We start from the raw sequence: 19,447 nt of genomic DNA on the forward strand, positions 1-19,447 counted from the left end.
CGGATTTCGCATCCAAGGAGACGGAAACTGTCGGGGGTATGGGTTTGACTGTTCAGTACGGGACGGAAAGGAGGCACGCCATGGACCTTCGGACGGACCTGAACCATCGTGAGCGGGCCACCCTGAGAGCCGTGGCCAAGGGCCACGCCGAGATCAGCTGCAGCCGCGAGCCGGACCTGTTCGTCGACGGGCTCGCCTGCTGCGACCAGCACGCCGCGCATCGCCTCGCCCATCTCGGCCTGGTGGCGCCCGCCAGGGACGGCCGGTGGGGCGAGCGCGTTCCCGCCCTGCTCACCGAGGCCGGGGCGGCGGCGCTGGACGACCTCGCCGGCCCCGGAGCGGCCGCGTAATCCGGTTGCCAGGGCGTCTCGCCGGCGCCACGCTTTGCCGATGCGTGTCTTTCTGGAGACCGAGCGGCTCCTGCTGCGACAGTTCACCGGCGCCGACGTCGACGACCTGTTCGCGCTCTACGACGACCCCGAAGTCATGCGTTATCTCAATGGGGGCGAACCCGCCGACCGGGCGGAGATCGAAAACCACGACCTTCCCGCCTTTCTCGGTTACTACGAGCGTTTCCCCGGTTACGGATTCTGGGCGGCGGTCGAGAAAACAAGCGGCGATTTCCTGGGCTGGTTCCATTTCCGCCCGTTGCGTGATCACCATACGGATGATCCGGAACTGGGCTACCGGCTGAACCGGGCGTCCTGGGGCAAGGGGTACGCGACCGAGGGTTCGCTCGCGCTACTGGAGAAGGGGTTCACCGAATTCGGGGCCCGGCGGATCTGGGCGGCGACCATGGCGGTGAACCTGGGGTCCCGGCGGGTCATGGAGAAGATCGGCATGCGGCACGTCCGGACCTATCACGAGCACTTCGACAACCCGATCCCCGGCACGGAGGAGGGCGAGGTCGAGTACGCCATCACGCTGGAGGAGTGGCGGGCCCGTAACTCACGTGATCGGACGCGTAACTCGCGTGATTGAAGGCGTAACTCACGTGATCAGGCGAGTTACGCCTTCAATCACGTGAGTTACGGCTCTGATCACGCGAGTGACGCGTCCGATCACGGGGTGGGCAGCCAGGTTTCGCCGATCTCCTCGGCCAGGGCCTCCCCGCCGGTGAGGTCGGCGAGCCAGGCGTGGAACGCGGGGCCCTGGTCCGGCGCGAGCCCGACGTCGAAATGCGCGACGTCCTCGAAGCGGGTCGCGTGCAGGAGGTACGGCGACGAGCGGATGTCGTTCTCCAGGCGGCCGGCCCGGTCGTAGTCGACGACGACCTCCACCAGCCGCAGCCGCCGGTACTCCCGGACGCCGATGACGTCGACGGCCTCCGAAACGGCCTGCCCGTACGCGCGGATCAGGCCGCCGGCCCCGAGCAGCACCCCGCCGAAGTACCGGGTCACCACCGCGACCGTGTCGGTCAGCTCCCGGCGGCGGAGCACTTCGAGCATCGGAGTGCCCGCCGTGCCCGCGGGCTCCCCGTCGTCACTGGAACGCTGGGTGCGGCCGTCGGCACCCAACACGAACGCGTGACAGTGGTGCCGGGCCGCCGGTTCGGCCTTCCGACGGCCCGCGATCAGCGAGCGGGCGGCCTCTTCCGAGGTGACCGGCGCGAGCGCGCACAGGAAGCGCGACCGCCGGATTTCGATCTCGTGGACCCCGGTGCCCGCCACGGTGAGATAACGATCCGCCATCGGCCAAGCCTCTCAAACCAGGCACGCCGCTCTGCCGTTCGGGCGATTCGGCGGTCACCCGGGGTCACCGCAACACCGGCGAAACCCACTCTTCCGCGCGACCCAGGTCACACTTTCGGACCAGGTGAGCGATCGTTTACGCAGGTCAACGGGCCGATGCACCACTCAGTGGACGTCTCATTCCAGCCAGTGGGCAGATGATGTTTGAAGTCAACGCCCGCGTGGCATTTCCCACCCCGACCAAGCGACGTATGTCGATAACAGCGATTTCACACTATCGTCATAAGACCGGCGAACCCGGGAGTAACACGTGTACCCGTCAGCCGCCCACCACAGTGGCCAGACGGCACCCACGTGCACAGCAGTACCGATATGCGCATCGGCCGCCCAGTGCAGTGCGGCTCTACGAGGCCTGCCCCCGTTTCCGCGGGCGGGATCGTTCCCTCTCGACTGACCATCGCGGTCCCGGACCACTCCGTTAACTGGTTCACGTCCGAACCACCCGAACGGAGTGGTACCGGTCGCGCCGACGCCTTGGGAGGCGGCCAGCCGTGACCCACCATGCCAGCTACAAGGGCAGCAAGGCCCCCGAAGGCCTGTACGACCCGGAGTTCGAGCACGACGCCTGCGGTGTCGCGTTCGTCGCCGATCTCTCCGGTAAACGCGATCACGGCATCGTCGCCAAAGCGCTGATCGCGCTGCGGAACCTGGAACATCGCGGGGCCCGCGGCGCCGACCCGGAGACCGGCGACGGCGCCGGGATCCTCATCCAGGTCCCCGACGAGTTCTATCGCGAGGTCGCCGGGTTCGACCTTCCCGAGCCCGGCGCGTATGCCGTCGGCACGGCTTTCCTTCCGCAGGACGAAAACGCCCGCGGCCAGGCGATGACGACCATCGAACGCATCGCCGCCGAAGAGGGCATGCGCGTCCTCGGCTGGCGCGACCTTCCTGTCCACACCGAACACGTCGGCACCGGCGCGGCCGAGACCATGCCGTACTTCAGCCAGCTGTTCCTGACGGGGAACGACGCGCTGGAGGGACTGGCGCTGGAACGCGCCGCCTTCGTGGTGCGCAAACGCGCCGAGCACGCGCTCGTCGAGGACGACGTCTACTTCCCCAGCCTGTCTTCCCGCACGATCGTCTACAAAGGAATGCTCACCGAGCCGCAGGTCGAGAAGTTCTTCGCCGACCTCACCGACGAGCGCGTCACCAGCGCCATCGGCCTGGTGCACTCCCGCTTCTCCACCAACACCTTCCCGTCGTGGCCGCTGGCGCACCCGTACCGGTACGTCGCCCACAACGGCGAGATCAACACCCTGCGCGGCAACCGGAACTGGATGGACGCGCGGGAGGCGCTGCTCGAATCCGACCTGATCCCGGGCGACCTCAAGCGGATCTACCCGGTCATCACCCGCGGCGCGAGCGACTCGGCGTCCTTCGACGAGGTGCTGGAGCTGCTCCACCTCGGCGGGCGGTCGCTGCCGCACGCCGTGCTGATGATGATCCCGGAGGCCTGGGAGAACCATCAGGAGATGGACCCCGCGCGCCGCGCGTTCTACGAGTTCCACTCGACGCTGATGGAGCCGTGGGACGGCCCCGCGCTGGTCTCCTTCACCGACGGCACCCAGATCGGCGCGGTGCTCGACCGCAACGGCCTGCGCCCCGCCCGGTACTGGGTCACCGAAGACGGCCTCGTCGTCCTCGCCAGCGAGGTCGGCGTGCTGGAGCTGGAGCAGTCGACGATCGTCCGGAAAGGACGGTTGGAGCCGGGCCGCATGTTCCTCGTGGACACAGCCGCCGGCCGGATCGTCGAGGACGAGGAGATCAAGGACCGCCTCGCCACCGAGCACCCGTACGACGAATGGGTCGAGGACGGGCTGCTCCCGCTCGACGGGCTTCCCGAGCGGGAGCGCGAGATCCCGCCGCACGCCGCGCTCGTGCGCCGCCAGCAGGCCTTCGGCTACACCGAAGAGGAACTCGACGTCCTGCTCGAACCGATGGCCCGCACCGGCGCGGAGCCGATCGGCTCGATGGGCAACGACTCCCCCATCGCGTCGTTGTCCAGCCGCCCGCGGCTGATCTTCGACTACTTCATCCAGCTCTTCGCCCAGGTGACCAACCCGCCGCTGGACGCGATCCGCGAGGAACTGGTCACCTCGCTGGGCACCCAGCTGGGCGCGGAGCCGAACCTCCTGCAGGCCGACGCGAAGTCGTGCCGCCGGATCGTGCTGCCGTTCCCGGTGCTGGACAACGACGAGTTCGCGAAGCTGGTGCACGTCAACGACGACGGCGACCTGCCCGAGTTCCAGGCGGTCACCGTGCACGGCACCTACGACGTCCACGGTGGCGGCGAGGCGCTCGTGCGGCGGCTCGACGAGATCCGGGCCGAGGTGTCCGCGGCCATCGCCGAGGGCGCGCGGCTGATCGTGCTGTCCGACCGCGGGATCGACGAAGACCACGCGGGGATCCCGTCGCTGCTGCTCACCGGCGCGGTGCACCACCACCTGGTGCGCGAGAAGACCCGCACGCAGGTCGGCCTCATCGTCGAGGCCGGCGACGCGCGCGAGGTGCACCACATCGCGCTGCTGATCGGCTACGGCGTCGCGGCGGTGAACCCGTACCTGGCGATGGCGACCGTCGAGGAGATGGCCGACCAGGGCCTGATCCCCGGCGTCACCGCGAAACAGGCGACCGCGAACCTGATCAAGGCGCTGGGCAAGGGCGTCCGCAAGACGATGTCGAAGATGGGAGTGTCCACAGTGGCCTCCTACACCGGCGCACAGATCTTCGAGGCGGTCGGGCTCGGCGAAGAGGTCATCCAGAACTGCTTCACCGGCACCACTTCCCGGCTCGGCGGCGTCGGCTTCGACACGCTCGCGCTGGAGGTCGCCGAGCGGCACCGCCGGGCGTTCCCGCGTGACGGGTTCCGCGCGAACCACCGCGAGCTGGAGACCGGCTCGGACTACCAGTGGCGCCGCGAGGGCGAGCCGCATCTGTTCAACCCGCAGACGGTGTTCAAGCTGCAGCACTCCACCCGGGCCGGGAAGTACGAGGTCTTCAAGGAGTACACGAAGGCCGTCGACGACCAGGCGCAGAAGCTGTACACGCTGCGCGGGCTGTTCGACTTCAAGATCGGGCAGCGGCCCGCCGTGCCGATCGAGGAGGTCGAGCCGGTTTCCGAGATCGTCAAGCGGTTCGCCACCGGCGCGATCTCCTACGGCTCGATTTCGGCCGAGATGCACGAAACCCTGGCCATCGCGATGAACCGCCTCGGCGGCAAGTCGAACACCGGTGAGGGCGGCGAGGATCCGGACCGGCTCTACGACCCCGAGCGCCGCAGCGCGGTCAAGCAGGTCGCGAGCGGCCGGTTCGGCGTCACGAGCGAGTACCTGGTCAACGCCGACGACATCCAGATCAAGATGGCGCAGGGCGCGAAGCCCGGCGAGGGCGGCCAGCTGCCCGGCGCGAAGGTGTATCCGTGGATCGCGAAGACGCGGCACTCCACGGCGGGTGTCGGGCTGATCTCGCCGCCGCCGCACCACGACATCTACTCCATCGAGGATCTCGCACAGCTGATCCACGACTTGAAGAACGCCAACCCGGCCGCGCGGATCCACGTGAAGCTCGTGTCCGAGGTCGGCGTCGGCACGGTCGCGGCCGGTGTGTCCAAGGCGCACGCGGACGTCGTGCTCATCTCCGGGCACGACGGCGGCACGGGTGCTTCGCCGCTGTCGTCGATCAAGCACGCGGGCGGCCCGTGGGAACTCGGGCTCGCCGAGACTCAGCAGACGCTGCTGGCCAACCGGTTGCGCGACCGGATCGTCGTGCAGACCGACGGCCAGCTCAAGACCGGCCGTGACGTCGTCATCGCCGCGCTGCTCGGCGCGGAGGAGTTCGGTTTCGCGACCGCGCCGCTGGTGGTGTCCGGCTGCATCATGATGCGGGTGTGTCACCTCGACACCTGCCCGGTCGGCGTCGCGACGCAGAACCCCAAGCTGCGTGAGAAGTTCAGCGGCAAGGCGGAGTACGTGGTGAACTTCTTCGAGTTCATCGCGCAGGAGGTCCGGGAGTACCTGGCGGAGCTGGGTTTCCGGTCCATCGCCGAGGCCGTCGGCCACGCGGAGATGCTCGACAAGCGCAAGGCGATCGACCACTGGAAGGCCGCCGGGCTCGACCTGTCGCCGATCTTCCACGTGCCCGACTCGGCCCCGGCCGGGCTGCGGCACCAGCAGACGGTGCAGGACCACGGGCTGGAGAAGGCGCTCGACAACACGCTGATCCAGCTCGCCGAGGGCGCTCTGTCGTCCGGGGACAAGGTGCGGCTGGAACTGCCGGTCCGCAACGTGAACCGGACCGTCGGCACCATGCTCGGCCACGAGCTCACCAAGCGGTGGGGCGGCGAAGGCCTGCCGGACAACACGATCGACGTCACCTTCACCGGGACCGCCGGTCAGTCGTTCGGGGCCTTCGTACCCAAGGGCATCACGCTGCGGCTCTACGGCGACGGCAACGACTACGTCGGCAAGGGCCTGTCCGGTGGACGGCTCATCGTGCGGCCGCCGAAGGTGGCGCGGTACAACGCCGAAGAGCACATCATCGCGGGCAACGTGATCGGGTATGGCGCGACCAGCGGCGAGATCTTCATCCGCGGCAAGGTCGGCGAGCGGTTCTGCGTGCGCAACTCGGGCGCGCTGGCCGTCGTCGAAGGCGTCGGCGACCACGGCTGCGAGTACATGACCGGTGGTCGTGTCGTCGTGCTCGGCGGCGTGGGCCGGAACTTCGCGGCCGGTATGTCGGGCGGCGTCGCCTACGTGCTGGACCTGCCCGCGCACCGGATCAACCCGGAGATGGTCGACGTCGACCCGCTGGATTCGTCCGATGTGGACTTCCTGCGCGAGGCGCTCGAAAAGCATTACGACGAAACGGAGTCCGCGGTCGCGCGTGCGCTGCTCGCCGACTGGGACGCCGCCGTCGACCGGTTCGGCAAGGTCATGCCGAAGGACTACAAGCGCGTGCTCGCCGCGCAGGCCGAGGCCGAGCGCGACGGGCGTGACGTGAACGAGGCGATCATGGAGGCCGCACATGGCTGACCCCAAGGGCTTTCTGACCACCACTCGCGAGACGCCCAAGAGCCGTCCCGTCGACCTGCGCCTGATGGACTGGCGCGAGGTGTACGAGGACTTCGCGACGTCGAAGCTGCAGAAGCAGGCCGGCCGATGCATGGACTGCGGCATCCCGTTCTGTCACCAGGGCTGCCCGCTCGGGAACCTCATCCCCGAGTGGAACACGCTGACCTGGCGTGACGATTGGCGCGACGCGGTCGAACGGCTGCACGCGACCAACAATTTCCCGGAGTTCACCGGGACCCTCTGCCCGGCGCCGTGCGAGACGGCGTGTGTGCTCGGGATCAACGACGATCCCGTCACCATCAAGCGGGTCGAGATCTCGATCATCGACCGGGCCTTCGAAGAAGGCTGGGTCACGCCGGAGCTGCCGGTCGTCAAGACCGGCAAGAAGGTGGCGGTGGTCGGATCCGGCCCGTCGGGACTCGCCGCGGCGCAGCAGCTCACGCGCGCGGGCCACAGCGTCGTGGTCTTCGAGCGGGCCGACAAGATCGGCGGGCTGCTGCGCTACGGCATCCCCGAATTCAAGATGGAGAAGCACCGCCTCGACCGGCGTCTCGACCAGATGCGGGCCGAGGGCACGGAGTTCCGGACCTCGGTGAACGTCGGCGTCGACCTCACCGTCGAGGAACTGAAGTCGTCGTACGACGCCGTGGTCCTCGCCGGCGGCGCGACCGCGTGGCGCGATCTGCCGATCCCCGGCCGCGAGCACGCCGGTATCCACCAGGCGATGGAGTTCCTGCCGCACGCCAACCGCGTCGCCGCCGGTGAGCTGGACGTCTCGCCGATCAGCGCCGAAGGCCTCGACGTCGTGGTCATCGGCGGCGGCGACACCGGTGCGGACTGCGTCGGGACCTCGCACCGCCAGGGCGCGAAGTCGGTGACCCAGCTGGAGATCATGCCGAAGCCGCCGCTTTCGCGGTCGGACGCGCACCCGTGGCCGACGTACCCGATGATCTACCGCGTCTCGTCCGCGCACGAAGAGGGCGGCGAGCGGCTGTACTCGGTCAACACCCAGGAGTTCCTGGCCGACGCCGACGGGCGCGTGCGCGCGCTGAAGCTGGTCGAGGTGCGCAACGAGGGCGGCAAGTTCGTCCCGGTCGAGGGCACGGAACGCGAACTGCCCGCGCAGCTGGTGCTGCTCGCGATGGGCTTCGTCGGCCCGGAGCGGGAAGGCCTGCTGGAGTCGCTCGACGTCGAACTGGACCAGCGTGGCAACGTCGCCCGTGACAAGTCCTTCAAGACCAGCGTCGACAACGTGTTCGTGGCGGGCGACATGGGCCGTGGCCAGTCGCTCATCGTGTGGGCGATCGCCGAAGGCCGCTCCGCCGCGGCCGGGGTGGACGCGTTCCTGACCGGGCGGGACGTGCTGCCCGCACCGATCGCGCCGACCGACCGGCCCCTCACCTAGGCACCTTTAGCGCGTGAAGGCCCCCTTCCCTCGGCTGAGCCGAGGGAAGGGGGCCTTCACGCGCGTTCGCCCGACTGAACGCGAGGAGTCACCGGGCCGCTGGTCCTTTCGAGTGAAAGAACCGCCGGAAGAGTGTACTTACGGGTGATGACGGCGAGCTTTCGGTATCGGTTGTATCAAGGAGTAAGACCTGTGCGGCGGCGGGGACCGCCGGACAGGGTTCCCAAGGAGGGGGTTCCTTGATATGTCCGTCGATCTGACCATGCCCTTGGAATGGAAGACCGCGACCGGCGACGCCGCGAAGATGCTCGAAGAACTACAGCCGAACATCCTCAAAGCGCACGCTCGCGACCATTTTTCGGCACTGTTCCTCCGTTTTTCGGAGGCTCCGGGAGCGATGAGGTTCCTCGCGTCGCTCGTCCCGCTGATGAAGTCCGCGAAGACCCATCTGACCGAGGTCGAGCGGTTCAAAACCGAAGGGGTCAAGGGGTCGCCCTACGTCGGCACCGGGCTCACCGCCGCAGGCTACCGGTTCCTGCAAATCGAAGTGCCACAAGACGAATCGTTCCGTCTCGGCATGCGCGCGCAGGAGACCCGCGAGAAGCTGAACGACCCGCCACGCTCCACGTTCGACAATGGATACCACGACGAGATCCACGCGGTCGTCATCGTCGGCGACGCCGAGGACGCTCCGATGACCGCACGCCGGAACGAGGTTCTGGCACTGATTCCGTCGACGATTTCCGTCGTCGCCGAGGAAACCGGATTCGGGCGGGTGAACGCCAACGGTGACGGAATCGAGCATTTCGGTTACGTGGACGGCCGGAGCCAGCCGCTCTTCCTGGTCGAGGACCTCCACGCGGAAAAGACGGAATCGGACGGCATCAGCGTCTGGGATCCGGCCGCCCCGCTGAACCAGGTGCTCGTCCCGGATCACGCCGCCCCCGATCCCGGGGTGCATTTCGGCAGTTACTTCGTTTTCCGCAAACTGGAACAGAACGTCCGGCGATTCAAGCAGTCTGAGGAGGCGCTGGCGGATCAATTGGGCCTCGCCGGCGAAGACCGGGAACGGGCGGGCGCGATGATCGTCGGCCGTTTCGAAGACGGCACCCCGCTGACCGCGCAACGGGAAGAGGGTGCGGAAAGTCCGGTACCGAACAACTTCGACTACGGAAGTGACGCCGCCGGCGCCAAATGTCCTTTCCAGGCCCACATCCGGAAGACGAACCCGCGCGGTAGCGGAGGCGCGGAACCGCCGCCGCAGGAACGTCTGCACCTGATGGCGCGTCGGGGCGTGCCCTACGGCGAACGCGCCGACGACCCGAACGCCGATCTCCCGCCGTCCGCCCGGCCCAGCGGCGGCGTCGGACTGCTGTTCATGGCGTTCAATTCGGTGCTGGGCAACCAGTTCGAGTTCACCCAGGCGACCTGGTCGAACAACCCCGGGTTCCCGATCCCGCCCGTCGGGGTCAAGCCGCCGGGACTCGATCCGGTGATCGGCCAGGGCCCGCGGCCGGAATCCGTCTACACCACGGAATGGGCGGGCTCGCGCACGGTGACCGCGGATCCGATCCCGCAGGCGGTGACGCTGAAGGGCGGCGACTACTTCTTCATGCCGTCGCTCGCCTTCCTGCGCGGGCTCGGCGGAAAGGACTGATCGGGCGGCGAATACCCGCTGAACGTCACCGGAACGGGCGTAAATCCGATATCGATCCGGAGTCGGCGGGGATAGCCTGCGAAACGGGCCGGTCCTGGGCGTGCCGGCCACCGGGCGGACGCCGGTCACACTGGGGGTGGCCGGCGCCCGCCCATTTCCCTTTCTCCCCGGCGTCCCCGAACCGCCCCATTCGCGACGCGTAGTACTTTGTCCGGTGCGGTAAGCGACATCGGGCTTCGGGGAGGGAGCTGGGGATGAATCGGCATGAGCGGCTCACGGCTTTATTGGACATGGTGGGAGAGCGGGAAAAAGTCGACGTCGAGGTTTCGGCGGGCGAACTCGGTGTCTCCCCCGCGACGATCCGCCGGGACCTCGATCACCTGGCGGGCCGCAATCTCGTGGTCCGCACCCGCGGCGGCGCGGTCGCGAGCAACGTCGCCTACGACCTTCCGTTGCGGCACAAGGCGGCGCGCAACGCGCCGGAACAGCAACGGATTTCCGCCGCCGCGGCCAGAATGGTCGATCCCGGCATGGTGGTCGGCCTCAACGGCGGCACCACGAGCACCGAAGTCGGCCGCGCGCTCGCGACCCGGCCGGACATGGGCGAGCCGACCGGCGGCCCGGCGCTCACCGTGGTGACGAACGCGCTCAATATCGCCCACGAACTCGCCGTCCGGCCCAATATCAAGATCGTGGTGACCGGCGGGGTCGCGCGGCAGCAGTCGTTCGACCTGTCCGGGCCGCTGTCACAACTTTTCCTCGACCAGATCTCGCTGGATCTGGTGTTCCTCGGCGTGGACGCCTTCGACCCGGTGCACGGCGCGCAGGCGCATCACGAGGGCGACGCGAGCACGAACCGGCTGATGGCGGCCCGTGCCCGGCAGGTCGTCGTGCTCGCCGACAGCGGGAAGCTCGGCGGTCACGCCTTCGCGAAGATCTGCGCGACCACCGACGTCGACGTCCTCGTCACCGATGGCCGCGCGGATCCGGAGCGGGTGCACGCCTTCGAGGAGGAAGGAGTGCGGGTGGTCACGGCTTGAGCCGGTCCAGCGCCAGCAGCGCGGCGCCGAGCCTGCCGGCCTCGTCGCCGAGCTGCGCGATCCGCAGTTCGGGCATGCGCTGGAACTGCAGGTTCGCCGCCAGCCACGCCCGCACCGGTTCGAGCACGTAGTCGCCCGCGGTGAACAGGCCGCCGCCGAGGACGACGACTTCGGGCGCCAGCAGCGTGACCAGGGTCTTGATGCCGTGGCCGAGCCCTTCGAGGGCGTCGTTGACCACGGAGATCGCGGCCTCGTCACCGTGCCGGGCGGCGTCGACCACCTGCTCGGCGCCGTCCGCGGGCCGTCCGGTGTGCTCGCTGTAGCGGCGGGCGATGGCCGACGCGGAGGAGATCGCCTCGAGACATCCCGTCGCGCCGCAACCGCACGGCAGCCGGTGGCCGACGTCGATATGCCCGATCTCGCCACCCTGCCCGCCCGCGGCGTACAGCTTCCCGTCGAGCTGGAGCGCGGCCGCGATCCCGGTGCCGACCGGGATGAAGGCGGCGTCGGTGCAGCCCTTGCCCGCGCCGACGCGGAACTCCGCGAGCCCGCCGGCGCGGACGTCGTGCCCGAACGCGAACGGCAGCCCGAGCCTGCTGTCGAGCATTTCGCCGAACGGCACGTTCCGGAAGTCGAGGTTCGCCGAGAACCGGGCCACTCGCCCGACTTCGTCGACGATGCCGGGGATGACCACCCCGACGGCGTCCGGCGTCCCGGTCCCCGCCTGCTTGCCCAGCGTTTCCACGATCCGCGCGACCTGGTCCGCGAGCGCCTCGCCGTCCGCTCCGCGCGCCGTCGGCTCGCGCAGGCTGGCGAGGTCCTTCAGATCCGCGTCGTACAGGGCCGCCTTGATGGACGTGCCGCCGACATCGAGTGCCGCCACCGCTGGTGTCATAGCTGGATTTTGGCATGCGGACCGGCGTCGACGGCAGGGATCCATCAGCGTCATCGGCCGGCCACGGGGTGTCAGGTACCCCTGGGCGAACCAACCACGTGACATCACGAGCCTGCGCCGATCGGGTTCCGTCACATTGACCGGACGCTTCGTGGCGACCTACGCTCGACCGGCCAGACGACGGCACCCGGAACGCGGTGAGAATCCGCGCGGTCGCGCCACTGTGACCCCGAGCCATCGGGGAAGCCAGACCCGGAGCCGTCGTGACAACCCCTGAAGAGGCCGCGCTAGCCCGAGGAGGTCCACCGCCATGTCCGAAGCGGTAGCCGCAGTACCCGTCCCCGTCCGGATCCCCGTCCGCGAGATCCTGCCCTGGGCGGTGCTCGTCATCCTCCTTTCGCTGATCACGCTGTACTTCGTCAGCGCCGAGCAGGGCGCGGTGTCGGTGTTCGCGAACTCGTACGTCCACGAGTTCGTCCACGACGGCCGGCACCTGCTGGCCTTCCCGTGCCACTAGGCGGCACGCGCCCCATGATGAGGACCTTGCTGGTCCGCGGCATGCTCGCGGGCCTGGTCGCCGGTGTCCTGGCGACCCTTTTCGCGTACTTCTTCGGTGAGCCTTCGGTCGACGCCGCCATCGGTCTCGAAGGCTCCGCCGCGCATTCGCACAGCGCTCCGGGCGCCCATGAACACGCTCCCGCGGAAGCGGAGGAAGAGCTCGTCACGCGCGGTGTGCAGAGCACCGTCGGCCTGCTGACCGGCGTCGGCCTGTACGGCGTCGCGGTCGGCGGGCTGTTCTCGCTCGCGTTCGCCTTCGTCTACGGGCGCCTCGGCACCCTGCGGCCGCGGGTGACCGCGGCCCTGCTCGCCGGCGGCGCTTTCGTGGTCGTGTTCCTGGTGCCGTTCCTGAAGTACCCGGGGAATCCGCCCGCGGTCGGGCAGGCGGGCACGATCGGCAGCCGGACTTCGCTGTACTTCGGGTTCGTCGCGCTTTCGCTGCTGGTCGGCATCCTCGCCGCCGCGTTCGGGCGGAAGCTGGCCGACAAGCTCGGCGCCTGGCGCGGCGGCCTGATCGCCGCGGGCGGGTATGTGGTGCTGATCGGGGTGGCCGCGGCGCTGCTGCCGTCGATCGACGAGGTCCCCGACGGGTTCCCGGGTTCCACGCTGTGGTCCTTCCGGATCGCCTCGGTCGGGACGCAGGTGGTGCTCTGGACCGCGCTCGGCCTGGCCTTCGGCGCTCTGGCCGAGAAGGCGTTGAAGCACAAGGCGGCAGTTCAGGCCGCTTAGTGAGGCGGAGCGTCCACATGGGACACTTGATGGCCACCTTATGTCCGATTGATGACTCGCGATCGGACCGTGTCTTCGCCCTCGCGTGATCGCTCGACGTGGTCGAGGGGTGTGTGGAAATAGAGACGTTCGACGTCCCTATTTCCACACACCTCGCATCTGCGGCGGTCTGGCCGTCGTGACCGGACCGGTCACGCGGGGACCGTGTGGATTCCTGGTCAGCCAACGCCCCGAAATCCACACAGTGCCCGTCCTCCATAGCATTTCGTCCTCTGGATGCGGTAGTCGCGTGCGCAAGGACCGCATTCAGAGGACGAAATGCGTCATGGGACGCCCGGCGGCACGAAAGGCAGACCGCTAGGGGCGCCCTCTTCGATGAGGCGCAGCAGCCGGGCGGTGTCGACGTGCTCCTCGACGGCGTCGGCGAGCCGATCCAGCATGCTCTCCCGCAGCGCGCCGAACCCCGGTGCCCCGGCGGCGGGCGACCAGTCCGCCACCTCGCCCAGCCAGGCGCGGCGGAAACCGTCGTTCTCGAAGGCCCCGTGCCACATCGTGCCCCACACCGCGCCTCGCCGGTATCCGTCCAAAAAGGACTCGGCGGGGCCGGTGGCGGTCACGGTGCCGTGGTGGATTTCGTACGCCGCCACGGGTTGCCCGCGCCACTCTCCCGATGGCCGGGCCAGCACCTTGTCGGCGCTGAACGAGACGCGCGTCGGCAGCAGGCCGAGTCCGGGGACCGTGCCGGCGCCGGATTCGACGTCGTCCTCGATCTCGGCGGCCAGCATCTGATAGCCGCCGCAGATCCCCAGCACCGGGCGCCCCGCCTCGGCCCGTGCGCGCACGGCGTCGGCCAGGCCGCGCGCACGCAGCCACGCCAGGTCGTCCACGGTCGCGCGGGAACCCGGAAGGATCACCACATCGGCGGAACGAACCGTGTCCGGGTCGGCGGTCAGCGCGACCGAGACCCCGGGCTCGGCGGCGAGCGCGTCGACGTCGGTCGCGTTGGAGGCACGCGGAAAACGCACGACGGCGACCCGCAGCGATCCGCCCGAAGCGCCCCAGCCCGCGGCGGCGAGCGCGTCCTCCGAGTCGATCCACACCTGGTCGAGCCAGGGCAGCACGCCGAAGACCTCGCGGCCGGTGAGCTTCTCCAGCGTCTCCAGCCCCGGCCGTAGCAGGCCGACGTCACCGCGGAACTTGTTGACCAGCCAGCCCGAAACCAGCGCCTGGTCTTCGGCGGACAGCAGGGCGAGCGTGCCGAACATCGCGGCCATGACGCCGCCGCGGTCGATGTCGCCGACGACGACCACGGGCAGGCCGAAGCGCCGCGCCAGCCCCATGTTGACGTAGTCGCCTTCGCGCAGGTTGATCTCGGCCGGACTGCCCGCGCCTTCGCACAGCACGACGTCGAAGCGGCGCCGCAACGACGAAAACGTGTCGAAGGCGATCTCCGCGAGCCCGGCCCGGCCCGTGGCGTACTCCCCCGCTTCCAGCGTGCCGACCGGTTTCCCGAGCGCGACGACGTGGCTGCGGCGGTCGCTCCCGGGTTTCAGCAGTACCGGGTTCATCGCGGCTTCGGGTTCGACGCGGGCCGCCCGCGCCTGGAGCCATTGCGCGCGGCCGATCTCGGCGCCGTCCGCGCACACCATCGAGTTGTTCGACATGTTCTGGGACTTGAACGGCGCGACCCGCACGCCCCGGCGCGCGAGCCAGCGGCACAACGCGGCGGTGACCAGGCTCTTGCCCGCGTCCGACGTCGTCCCCGCGACGAGCAGGCCGCTCACCGCGTGACCGCCACCGCGACGGCGAGCGCGGCGAGACCGACCGCCCTCGACAGCCGGACCGCGCGGCGCACGTCCACCGGTTCCGGCTCGCGGCCGTCGCCGAGGACACCGCGGCGTTCGGTGCGTCCGCCGTAGCTGTTCGTCCCGCCCAGCCTGATCCCGAGCGCGCCGGCGAAGGCGGCCTCGACCTGGCCCGCGTTGGGGCTCGGATGATGCTTGCCGTCGCGGCGCCAGATCCGGAACGCGGGTTTGGCGAAGCCGCCCGCCAGCGGCGCCGACGCGACCGTGAGCGCCGCGCCGACCCGGGACGGCACCAGGTTCGCCAGGTCGTCGGTCCTCGCCGACGCCCAGCCGAAGTTGGCGTACTTCGGGGACCGGTAGCCGACCATCGCGTCGAGCGTGTTGAGCGCGCGGTAGCCGAGCAGGCCGGGGATCCCGGCGACCGCGCCCCACAGCAGCGGCGCGACGACCGCGTCCGAGGTGTTCTCGGCGATGGACTCGGTGGTGGCCCGCGCGAGCTGTTCGGTGTCGAGCCCGGTGGCGTCGCGGGCGCACAGATGCGAGAGCCGCTCACGCGCGGCCGGCAGGTCGCCGTCGTCGAGCAACCGGGCCATGCGGGTGCCCTCGGCCGCGAGCCCCTTGCCGCCCAGAACCACCCAGGTGGACGCCGCGGTGAGCGCGAACCGCGCGAACGGGCGCTTGCGGGTCCAGAACTGGGCCGCGACCCCCAATCCGGTGACCGTGCCCGCGCAGACCGCGGTGTACGCCGCGCCCCGTACCTTCGAATCGGCGTAAACCCGCTGTTCGAGGGCTTGCGCGGCGCGGCCGAAACCCGCGACCGGGTGCCTTCTGCGTGGATCTCCGAAGACGGCGTCGGCGACGTAACCGGTCACGAGTCCGGCTGCGGTGGCGGCTTGTCGGAGTGGCACGTGGCGAACCGTAGCGCGTGCACGAGAATGCGGGGTATGACCAAGCTGACGCACCGCCTCGCGAAGGTCCTGGAGACCCTCGCGCGCGCACTTCGCCGCTACTCGCGCGACGACGGCAAGGTGCTGATACTGGGCGGCGTCCGCTCTGGGAAGTCACAGCACGCCGAGCGGCTCGCGTCCCGCCACCCGCACCTGACCTACGTCGCGCCCGGGCTGCCGCCGAGCGCCGAAGATCCCGAATGGGCCGCCAGGGTGGCCGCGCACCGCGCGCGGCGGCCGGGCCATTGGAAGACGGTGGAGACCACCGACCTGGCCACGGTGCTGCGCACGGCGACGCATCCGCTGCTCATCGACTGCCTCGGCACGTGGATCAGCCGCGTGCTCGACGAGGTCGGTGCCTGGGAGCAGCGCAACGGCTGGGAACGGCGGCTCGACGACCGGCTGGAGGACTTCCTGGCGGCGTGGGAGCAGGCGGACGTGCCGGTGATCGCGGTCAGCAACGAGGTCGGCAGCGGTGTGGTGCCCGCGACGGTGTCCGGACGCGTGTTCCGTGATGTGCTGGGCGCGCTGAACAACCGGGTGTCCGCCGTGTCCGACCGGACCGTGCTGGTCGTCGCCGGACGGATGCTCGACCTGCCATAGGGAGTCGCCATGCGTATCGCCACCCCGGACGCCGCCGCCGAAGCCGCCGCGCGCGCCAGACTGGACGGCCTGGTCAAACCGCTGGGTTCACTCGGACGGCTCGAAGACCTGGCCGCCTGGCTCAGCGCCGCGCACGGCGTCGTCCCGCCGCGCCCGCTCGACGACGTCCGCGTGGTCGTCTTCGCCGGGGACCACGGGGTTTCCGGGATGTCGGCGTATCCGCGCGAGGTCACCGCGGCGATGGTGCGGGTGTTCCTGGCCGGGAAGAGCGGCGTCAGCGTGCTGGCCGGGCTGGCCGGGGCGAAGGTGCGGGTGCTGGACATCGCGGTGGACTGGGACGGCGCGGACGTGCCGGCCGAGGTCACCGCGCACAAGGTCCGGCGCGGTTCCGGCTCGATCGACGTCGAGGACGCGCTCGCCGATGGCGAGGCGCGGACGGCGTTCGAGCACGGGCTGGCGATCGCGGACGAGGAGATCGACGGCGGCGCGGATCTGCTCATCCCCGGTGACATGGGGATCGGCAACACGACGATCTGCGCGGCCGTGGTCGCCTCGCTGCTCGGCCTGCTCCCGGAGGACGTCGTCGGTACGGGCACCGGGATCGACGAGGACACGCGGGCGCGGAAGCTCGCGGTCGTCGAGGCCGCGTTGGTCAGGTCCGGTGCGGTGAAAGACCCCTTCACGTTGCTCACCGAGCTCGGCAGCGCCTGTCTCGCCGCGACGGCGGGCTTTCTCGTGCAGGCCGCGGTCCGCGGGGTTCCGGTCCTGCTCGACGGCGTCTTCTCCGGGGCCGCCGCGCTCGTCGCGCGCGAGATCGCGCCGGGGGCCGAACAGTGGTGGCTGGCGGGGCATCGGTCGACCGAGCCGTCGCAGGCGTTCGCGTTGAAGGCGCTCGGGCTGGAGCCGATCCTCGACCTCGGGCTGCGGCTCGGCGAGGGCAGCGGCGCCGTGCAGGCGGTGCCGACGCTGCGGGCGGCGCGGGCGATCCTCGCGGACATGGGCCTGCTGGCGGATCTGGCTTGATCGCCGACGCGCTGAAGATGGCCATCGGCACCCTGACCACCGTCCGGGTGCCGGCGCCGGGAGTGATCGACCGGCGGGTGGCCGGCGGCGCCATGGTGCTCGCTCCGCCGGCCGTCGTCCCGCTCGCGGCCGTCGCCTCGGTCATCGTCTTCCTGGGTGAGCTGATCGGCCTGCCCGCGTTCGCGTCGGCGGCGCTCGCGCTGGGCGCGGTGGCGCTGGGCAGCCGCGGGCTCCATCTGGACGGACTCGCCGACACCGCGGATGGGCTCGGCGCTTCGTACGACCGCGCGCGGGCGCTGGAGGTCATGCGGCGCGGGGATTCCGGGCCGACGGGGATCGCGACCCTGCTGCTGGTGCTGCTGGTGCAGGTCGGCGCGCTGGCCGGGGCGATCTCGGCCGGGCACGGGATCGCGGCGGCCGCGGTGGCGGTCGTCGCCGGACGCGGGGTGCTCTCGCTGTGCTGCGCGCGCGGCGTCCCCTCGGCCCGGCCGGAAGGGCTGGGCGCGACCGTCGCCGGTTCGGTCCCGGTGTGGGCGGCGGCGGTGGTGTTCGCCGTGCTCGCGGGTGCGGCGGCGCTGGTACTGCCGTGGTGGCAAGGGCTCGCCGCCGTGGCACTGGGGTATCTGGCCGCGGCGGCGTTGCTGGCGCGGTGTGTTCAGCGGCTGGGCGGGGTCACCGGGGACGTGCTCGGGGGCTGCGTCGAGGTCGCCGTCGCGGGGGTCTTGCTGGCTTCGTCGTTCTGAAAGACGTAACTAGCGTGTTTGGAGGCGTAACTCGCGAGTTACGCCTCCAAACACGCGAGTTACGCGTCTGAGCACGCGAGTTACGCCTTCGGCCGCACAGGCCCCGGTCAAGCAGCGGTGTCCGCCGCCAGTTTCTCGTCGATCTCCGGCAGCCAGAAGCACAGCTCGAACGTCTTCATCCCGGCCCAGAGTCCGAGCTTCCGGCCCTGCGAAACCAAAGTGAGCGACGAGAACAGCAGCAGCACCGCGACGACGGCGGCGACGAACGGGTGCTTGCCCGCGAAGATGTCGACGATCGCGGCGATGGCGCCGAACAGCAGTGGCGGCGCGCAGTTGCGCACCATGAGCCCGGACGCGCGCAGCCGCGTGACGTCGGCCGCGACCTCCTTGTCGTGCAGTTGCAGCGCGCACAGCAGGAGATGCGGGTTCTCCTTCAGGAACGGGCGGTCTTTCGCGGCGGGCATCCGGCGGACGAAATCCTGGGCCGCGTCCCGGTTCCGCCTTCGCGGCACGATCCGCTCCAGCGCCTCCCCGAGCGGATAGGCCAGATAGCCCAGCAGGAAACTCAGCACCACGATCACGACGACCAGCACCACGGTGGGCACGCCACCGATGCTCGCCGCGGTCAGGATGTGGAGTTTCGCCCCGAGGTAGCCGAAGAACGCGACGTACAGCGCGCCGGGGATGGTGTAGGCGAAGAGATCGAAGACGCCGATCACGAAGTTCACCGGCCCATCCAACCATTTCGGGCACCGGAACGGTCGTGAGTGGTGAAGACGGTTCTAACCGTCCTTACCACTCACGAGCCCAACGCTTCGGCGACCTCGTCGGCGTGCGGGACCGTCGCGGCGATGATGCCGTCCAGCACCTCCCTTGTCGCCGTCATCTCGTCGATCGCCGCGCTGATCCGCTCCCGCTCCCGGTACAGCTCGGGCAGCAGGTCGGCGCACGCGGGAGCGAGGCCGTTCCCCAGATCGACCATGCACGGCAGCACTCCGGCGATGGTCGCGGTACCCAAACCCGCGGACAGCAGCGTGCGGATGTTGCGTACCCGCCCGACGTCCTGTTCGGAGTACTCGCGGTACCCGCTCGGCCTTCGCACCGGATGCAGGAGACCCTGCTCCTCGTAGTACCGGAGCAGGCGCTCCCGCACGCCCGTCCGCCGTACCAGCTCACCGATCCGCATGGGACCACCATTACACGATCGGGAGTTGACTCTCAC

17 protein-coding genes are annotated in these 19,447 nt (G+C 69.8%); 11 read left to right on the forward strand and 6 right to left on the reverse strand.

The annotated features are described in order from the left end of the window. The first annotated feature begins 80 nt into the window (after nt 1-80). Nucleotides 81-350 (forward strand): hypothetical protein, encoded by a 270-nt coding sequence (locus NQK81_RS14510; RefSeq protein WP_257488607.1) that lies wholly within the window; start codon nt 81-83, stop codon nt 348-350. Nucleotides 351-390: 40 nt separating this feature from the next. Further along, on the forward strand, nt 391-981 hold the full coding sequence (locus tag NQK81_RS14515) for a GNAT family N-acetyltransferase (RefSeq protein ID WP_257488608.1): 591 nt from the start codon (nt 391-393) through the stop codon (nt 979-981). An 80-nt stretch (nt 982-1,061) separates the two neighbouring features. Here the strand turns inward: NQK81_RS14515 and NQK81_RS14520 are convergent, their stop codons facing one another. Further along, complete coding sequence (locus NQK81_RS14520) at nt 1,062-1,691, reverse strand: YigZ family protein (protein WP_126735425.1); 630 nt, start codon at nt 1,689-1,691, stop codon at nt 1,062-1,064. A 551-nt stretch (nt 1,692-2,242) separates the two neighbouring features. Between NQK81_RS14520 and gltB the strand changes: the two genes are divergently transcribed. The 4 genes from gltB (at nt 2,243) to NQK81_RS14540 (ending at nt 10,922) form a co-directional block, all read left to right on the forward strand. Further along, nucleotides 2,243-6,781 carry a glutamate synthase large subunit gene (gene gltB / locus NQK81_RS14525; RefSeq protein ID WP_257488609.1) on the forward strand — a complete coding sequence of 1,513 codons (4,539 nt, stop codon included), beginning with the start codon at nt 2,243-2,245 and terminating at the stop codon, nt 6,779-6,781. After that, a complete protein-coding gene (locus NQK81_RS14530) occupies nt 6,774-8,225 on the forward strand; it encodes a glutamate synthase subunit beta (RefSeq protein ID WP_257488610.1) in 1,452 nt (483 codons plus the stop codon). Before gltB ends, NQK81_RS14530 begins: the two co-directional genes overlap by 8 nt. Nucleotides 8,226-8,469: 244 nt before the next feature. Beyond that, complete coding sequence (locus NQK81_RS14535; protein WP_257488611.1) at nt 8,470-9,882, forward strand: Dyp-type peroxidase; 1,413 nt, start codon at nt 8,470-8,472, stop codon at nt 9,880-9,882. Nucleotides 9,883-10,136: 254 nt separating this feature from the next. Then, nucleotides 10,137-10,922, forward strand: coding sequence for a DeoR/GlpR family DNA-binding transcription regulator (locus NQK81_RS14540; protein ID WP_126735417.1), 786 nt, complete (start codon nt 10,137-10,139; stop codon nt 10,920-10,922). Here NQK81_RS14540 and NQK81_RS14545 read toward each other — a convergent pair. Next, a complete protein-coding gene (locus NQK81_RS14545) occupies nt 10,912-11,805 on the reverse strand; it encodes an ROK family protein (RefSeq protein ID WP_257489759.1) in 894 nt (297 codons plus the stop codon). The genes NQK81_RS14540 and NQK81_RS14545 overlap by 11 nt on opposite strands. Nucleotides 11,806-12,127: 322 nt before the next feature. Between NQK81_RS14545 and NQK81_RS14550 the strand changes: the two genes are divergently transcribed. After that, the gene (locus tag NQK81_RS14550; protein ID WP_034312940.1) at nt 12,128-12,334 is read left to right on the forward strand and encodes a CbtB domain-containing protein; all 207 of its coding nucleotides are present in this window, start codon (nt 12,128-12,130) and stop codon (nt 12,332-12,334) included. A 14-nt stretch (nt 12,335-12,348) separates the two neighbouring features. Next, the gene (locus NQK81_RS14555) at nt 12,349-13,104 is read left to right on the forward strand and encodes a CbtA family protein (RefSeq protein ID WP_126735415.1); all 756 of its coding nucleotides are present in this window, start codon (nt 12,349-12,351) and stop codon (nt 13,102-13,104) included. A gap of 323 nt (nt 13,105-13,427) precedes the next feature. On the opposite strand, the gene NQK81_RS14560 is transcribed toward NQK81_RS14555, so the two are convergent. Beyond that, the gene (locus tag NQK81_RS14560) at nt 13,428-14,888 is read right to left on the reverse strand and encodes a cobyric acid synthase (RefSeq protein ID WP_257488612.1); all 1,461 of its coding nucleotides are present in this window, start codon (nt 14,886-14,888) and stop codon (nt 13,428-13,430) included. Continuing rightward, complete coding sequence (locus tag NQK81_RS14565) at nt 14,885-15,817, reverse strand: cobalamin biosynthesis protein (RefSeq protein WP_126735411.1); 933 nt, start codon at nt 15,815-15,817, stop codon at nt 14,885-14,887. The genes NQK81_RS14560 and NQK81_RS14565 overlap by 4 nt, the downstream gene beginning before the upstream one ends. Before the next feature lie 36 nt (nt 15,818-15,853). On the opposite strand from NQK81_RS14565, the gene NQK81_RS14570 reads away from it, so the two are divergent. Genes NQK81_RS14570 through NQK81_RS14580 form a run of 3 tightly spaced genes read left to right on the forward strand, consistent with a single transcriptional unit; the run spans nt 15,854 to nt 18,225 of the window. Then, the gene (locus NQK81_RS14570; RefSeq protein WP_257488613.1) at nt 15,854-16,459 is read left to right on the forward strand and encodes a bifunctional adenosylcobinamide kinase/adenosylcobinamide-phosphate guanylyltransferase; all 606 of its coding nucleotides are present in this window, start codon (nt 15,854-15,856) and stop codon (nt 16,457-16,459) included. A 9-nt stretch (nt 16,460-16,468) separates the two neighbouring features. Further along, entirely contained in the window at nt 16,469-17,482 is a 1,014-nt protein-coding gene (gene cobT, locus NQK81_RS14575; protein WP_257488614.1) for a nicotinate-nucleotide--dimethylbenzimidazole phosphoribosyltransferase, read from the forward strand. Continuing rightward, on the forward strand, nt 17,479-18,225 hold the full coding sequence (locus NQK81_RS14580) for an adenosylcobinamide-GDP ribazoletransferase (RefSeq protein ID WP_257488615.1): 747 nt from the start codon (nt 17,479-17,481) through the stop codon (nt 18,223-18,225). Before cobT ends, NQK81_RS14580 begins: the two co-directional genes overlap by 4 nt. 107 nt (nt 18,226-18,332) lie before the next feature. Here NQK81_RS14580 and NQK81_RS14585 read toward each other — a convergent pair whose 3' ends face one another. Both NQK81_RS14585 and NQK81_RS14590 read right to left on the reverse strand, forming a co-directional pair. Further along, a complete protein-coding gene (locus tag NQK81_RS14585; protein WP_257488616.1) occupies nt 18,333-18,953 on the reverse strand; it encodes a hypothetical protein in 621 nt (206 codons plus the stop codon). A 71-nt stretch (nt 18,954-19,024) separates the two neighbouring features. Continuing rightward, nucleotides 19,025-19,411, reverse strand: a complete 387-nt coding sequence (locus tag NQK81_RS14590; protein ID WP_257488617.1) for a MerR family transcriptional regulator — start codon at nt 19,409-19,411, stop codon at nt 19,025-19,027. Nucleotides 19,412-19,447: the final 36 nt, after the last annotated feature.

Origin of the sequence: Amycolatopsis roodepoortensis (assembly GCF_024628825.1) — a bacterium.
Taxonomy (GTDB): Bacteria; Actinomycetota; Actinomycetes; order Mycobacteriales; family Pseudonocardiaceae; genus Amycolatopsis; species Amycolatopsis roodepoortensis.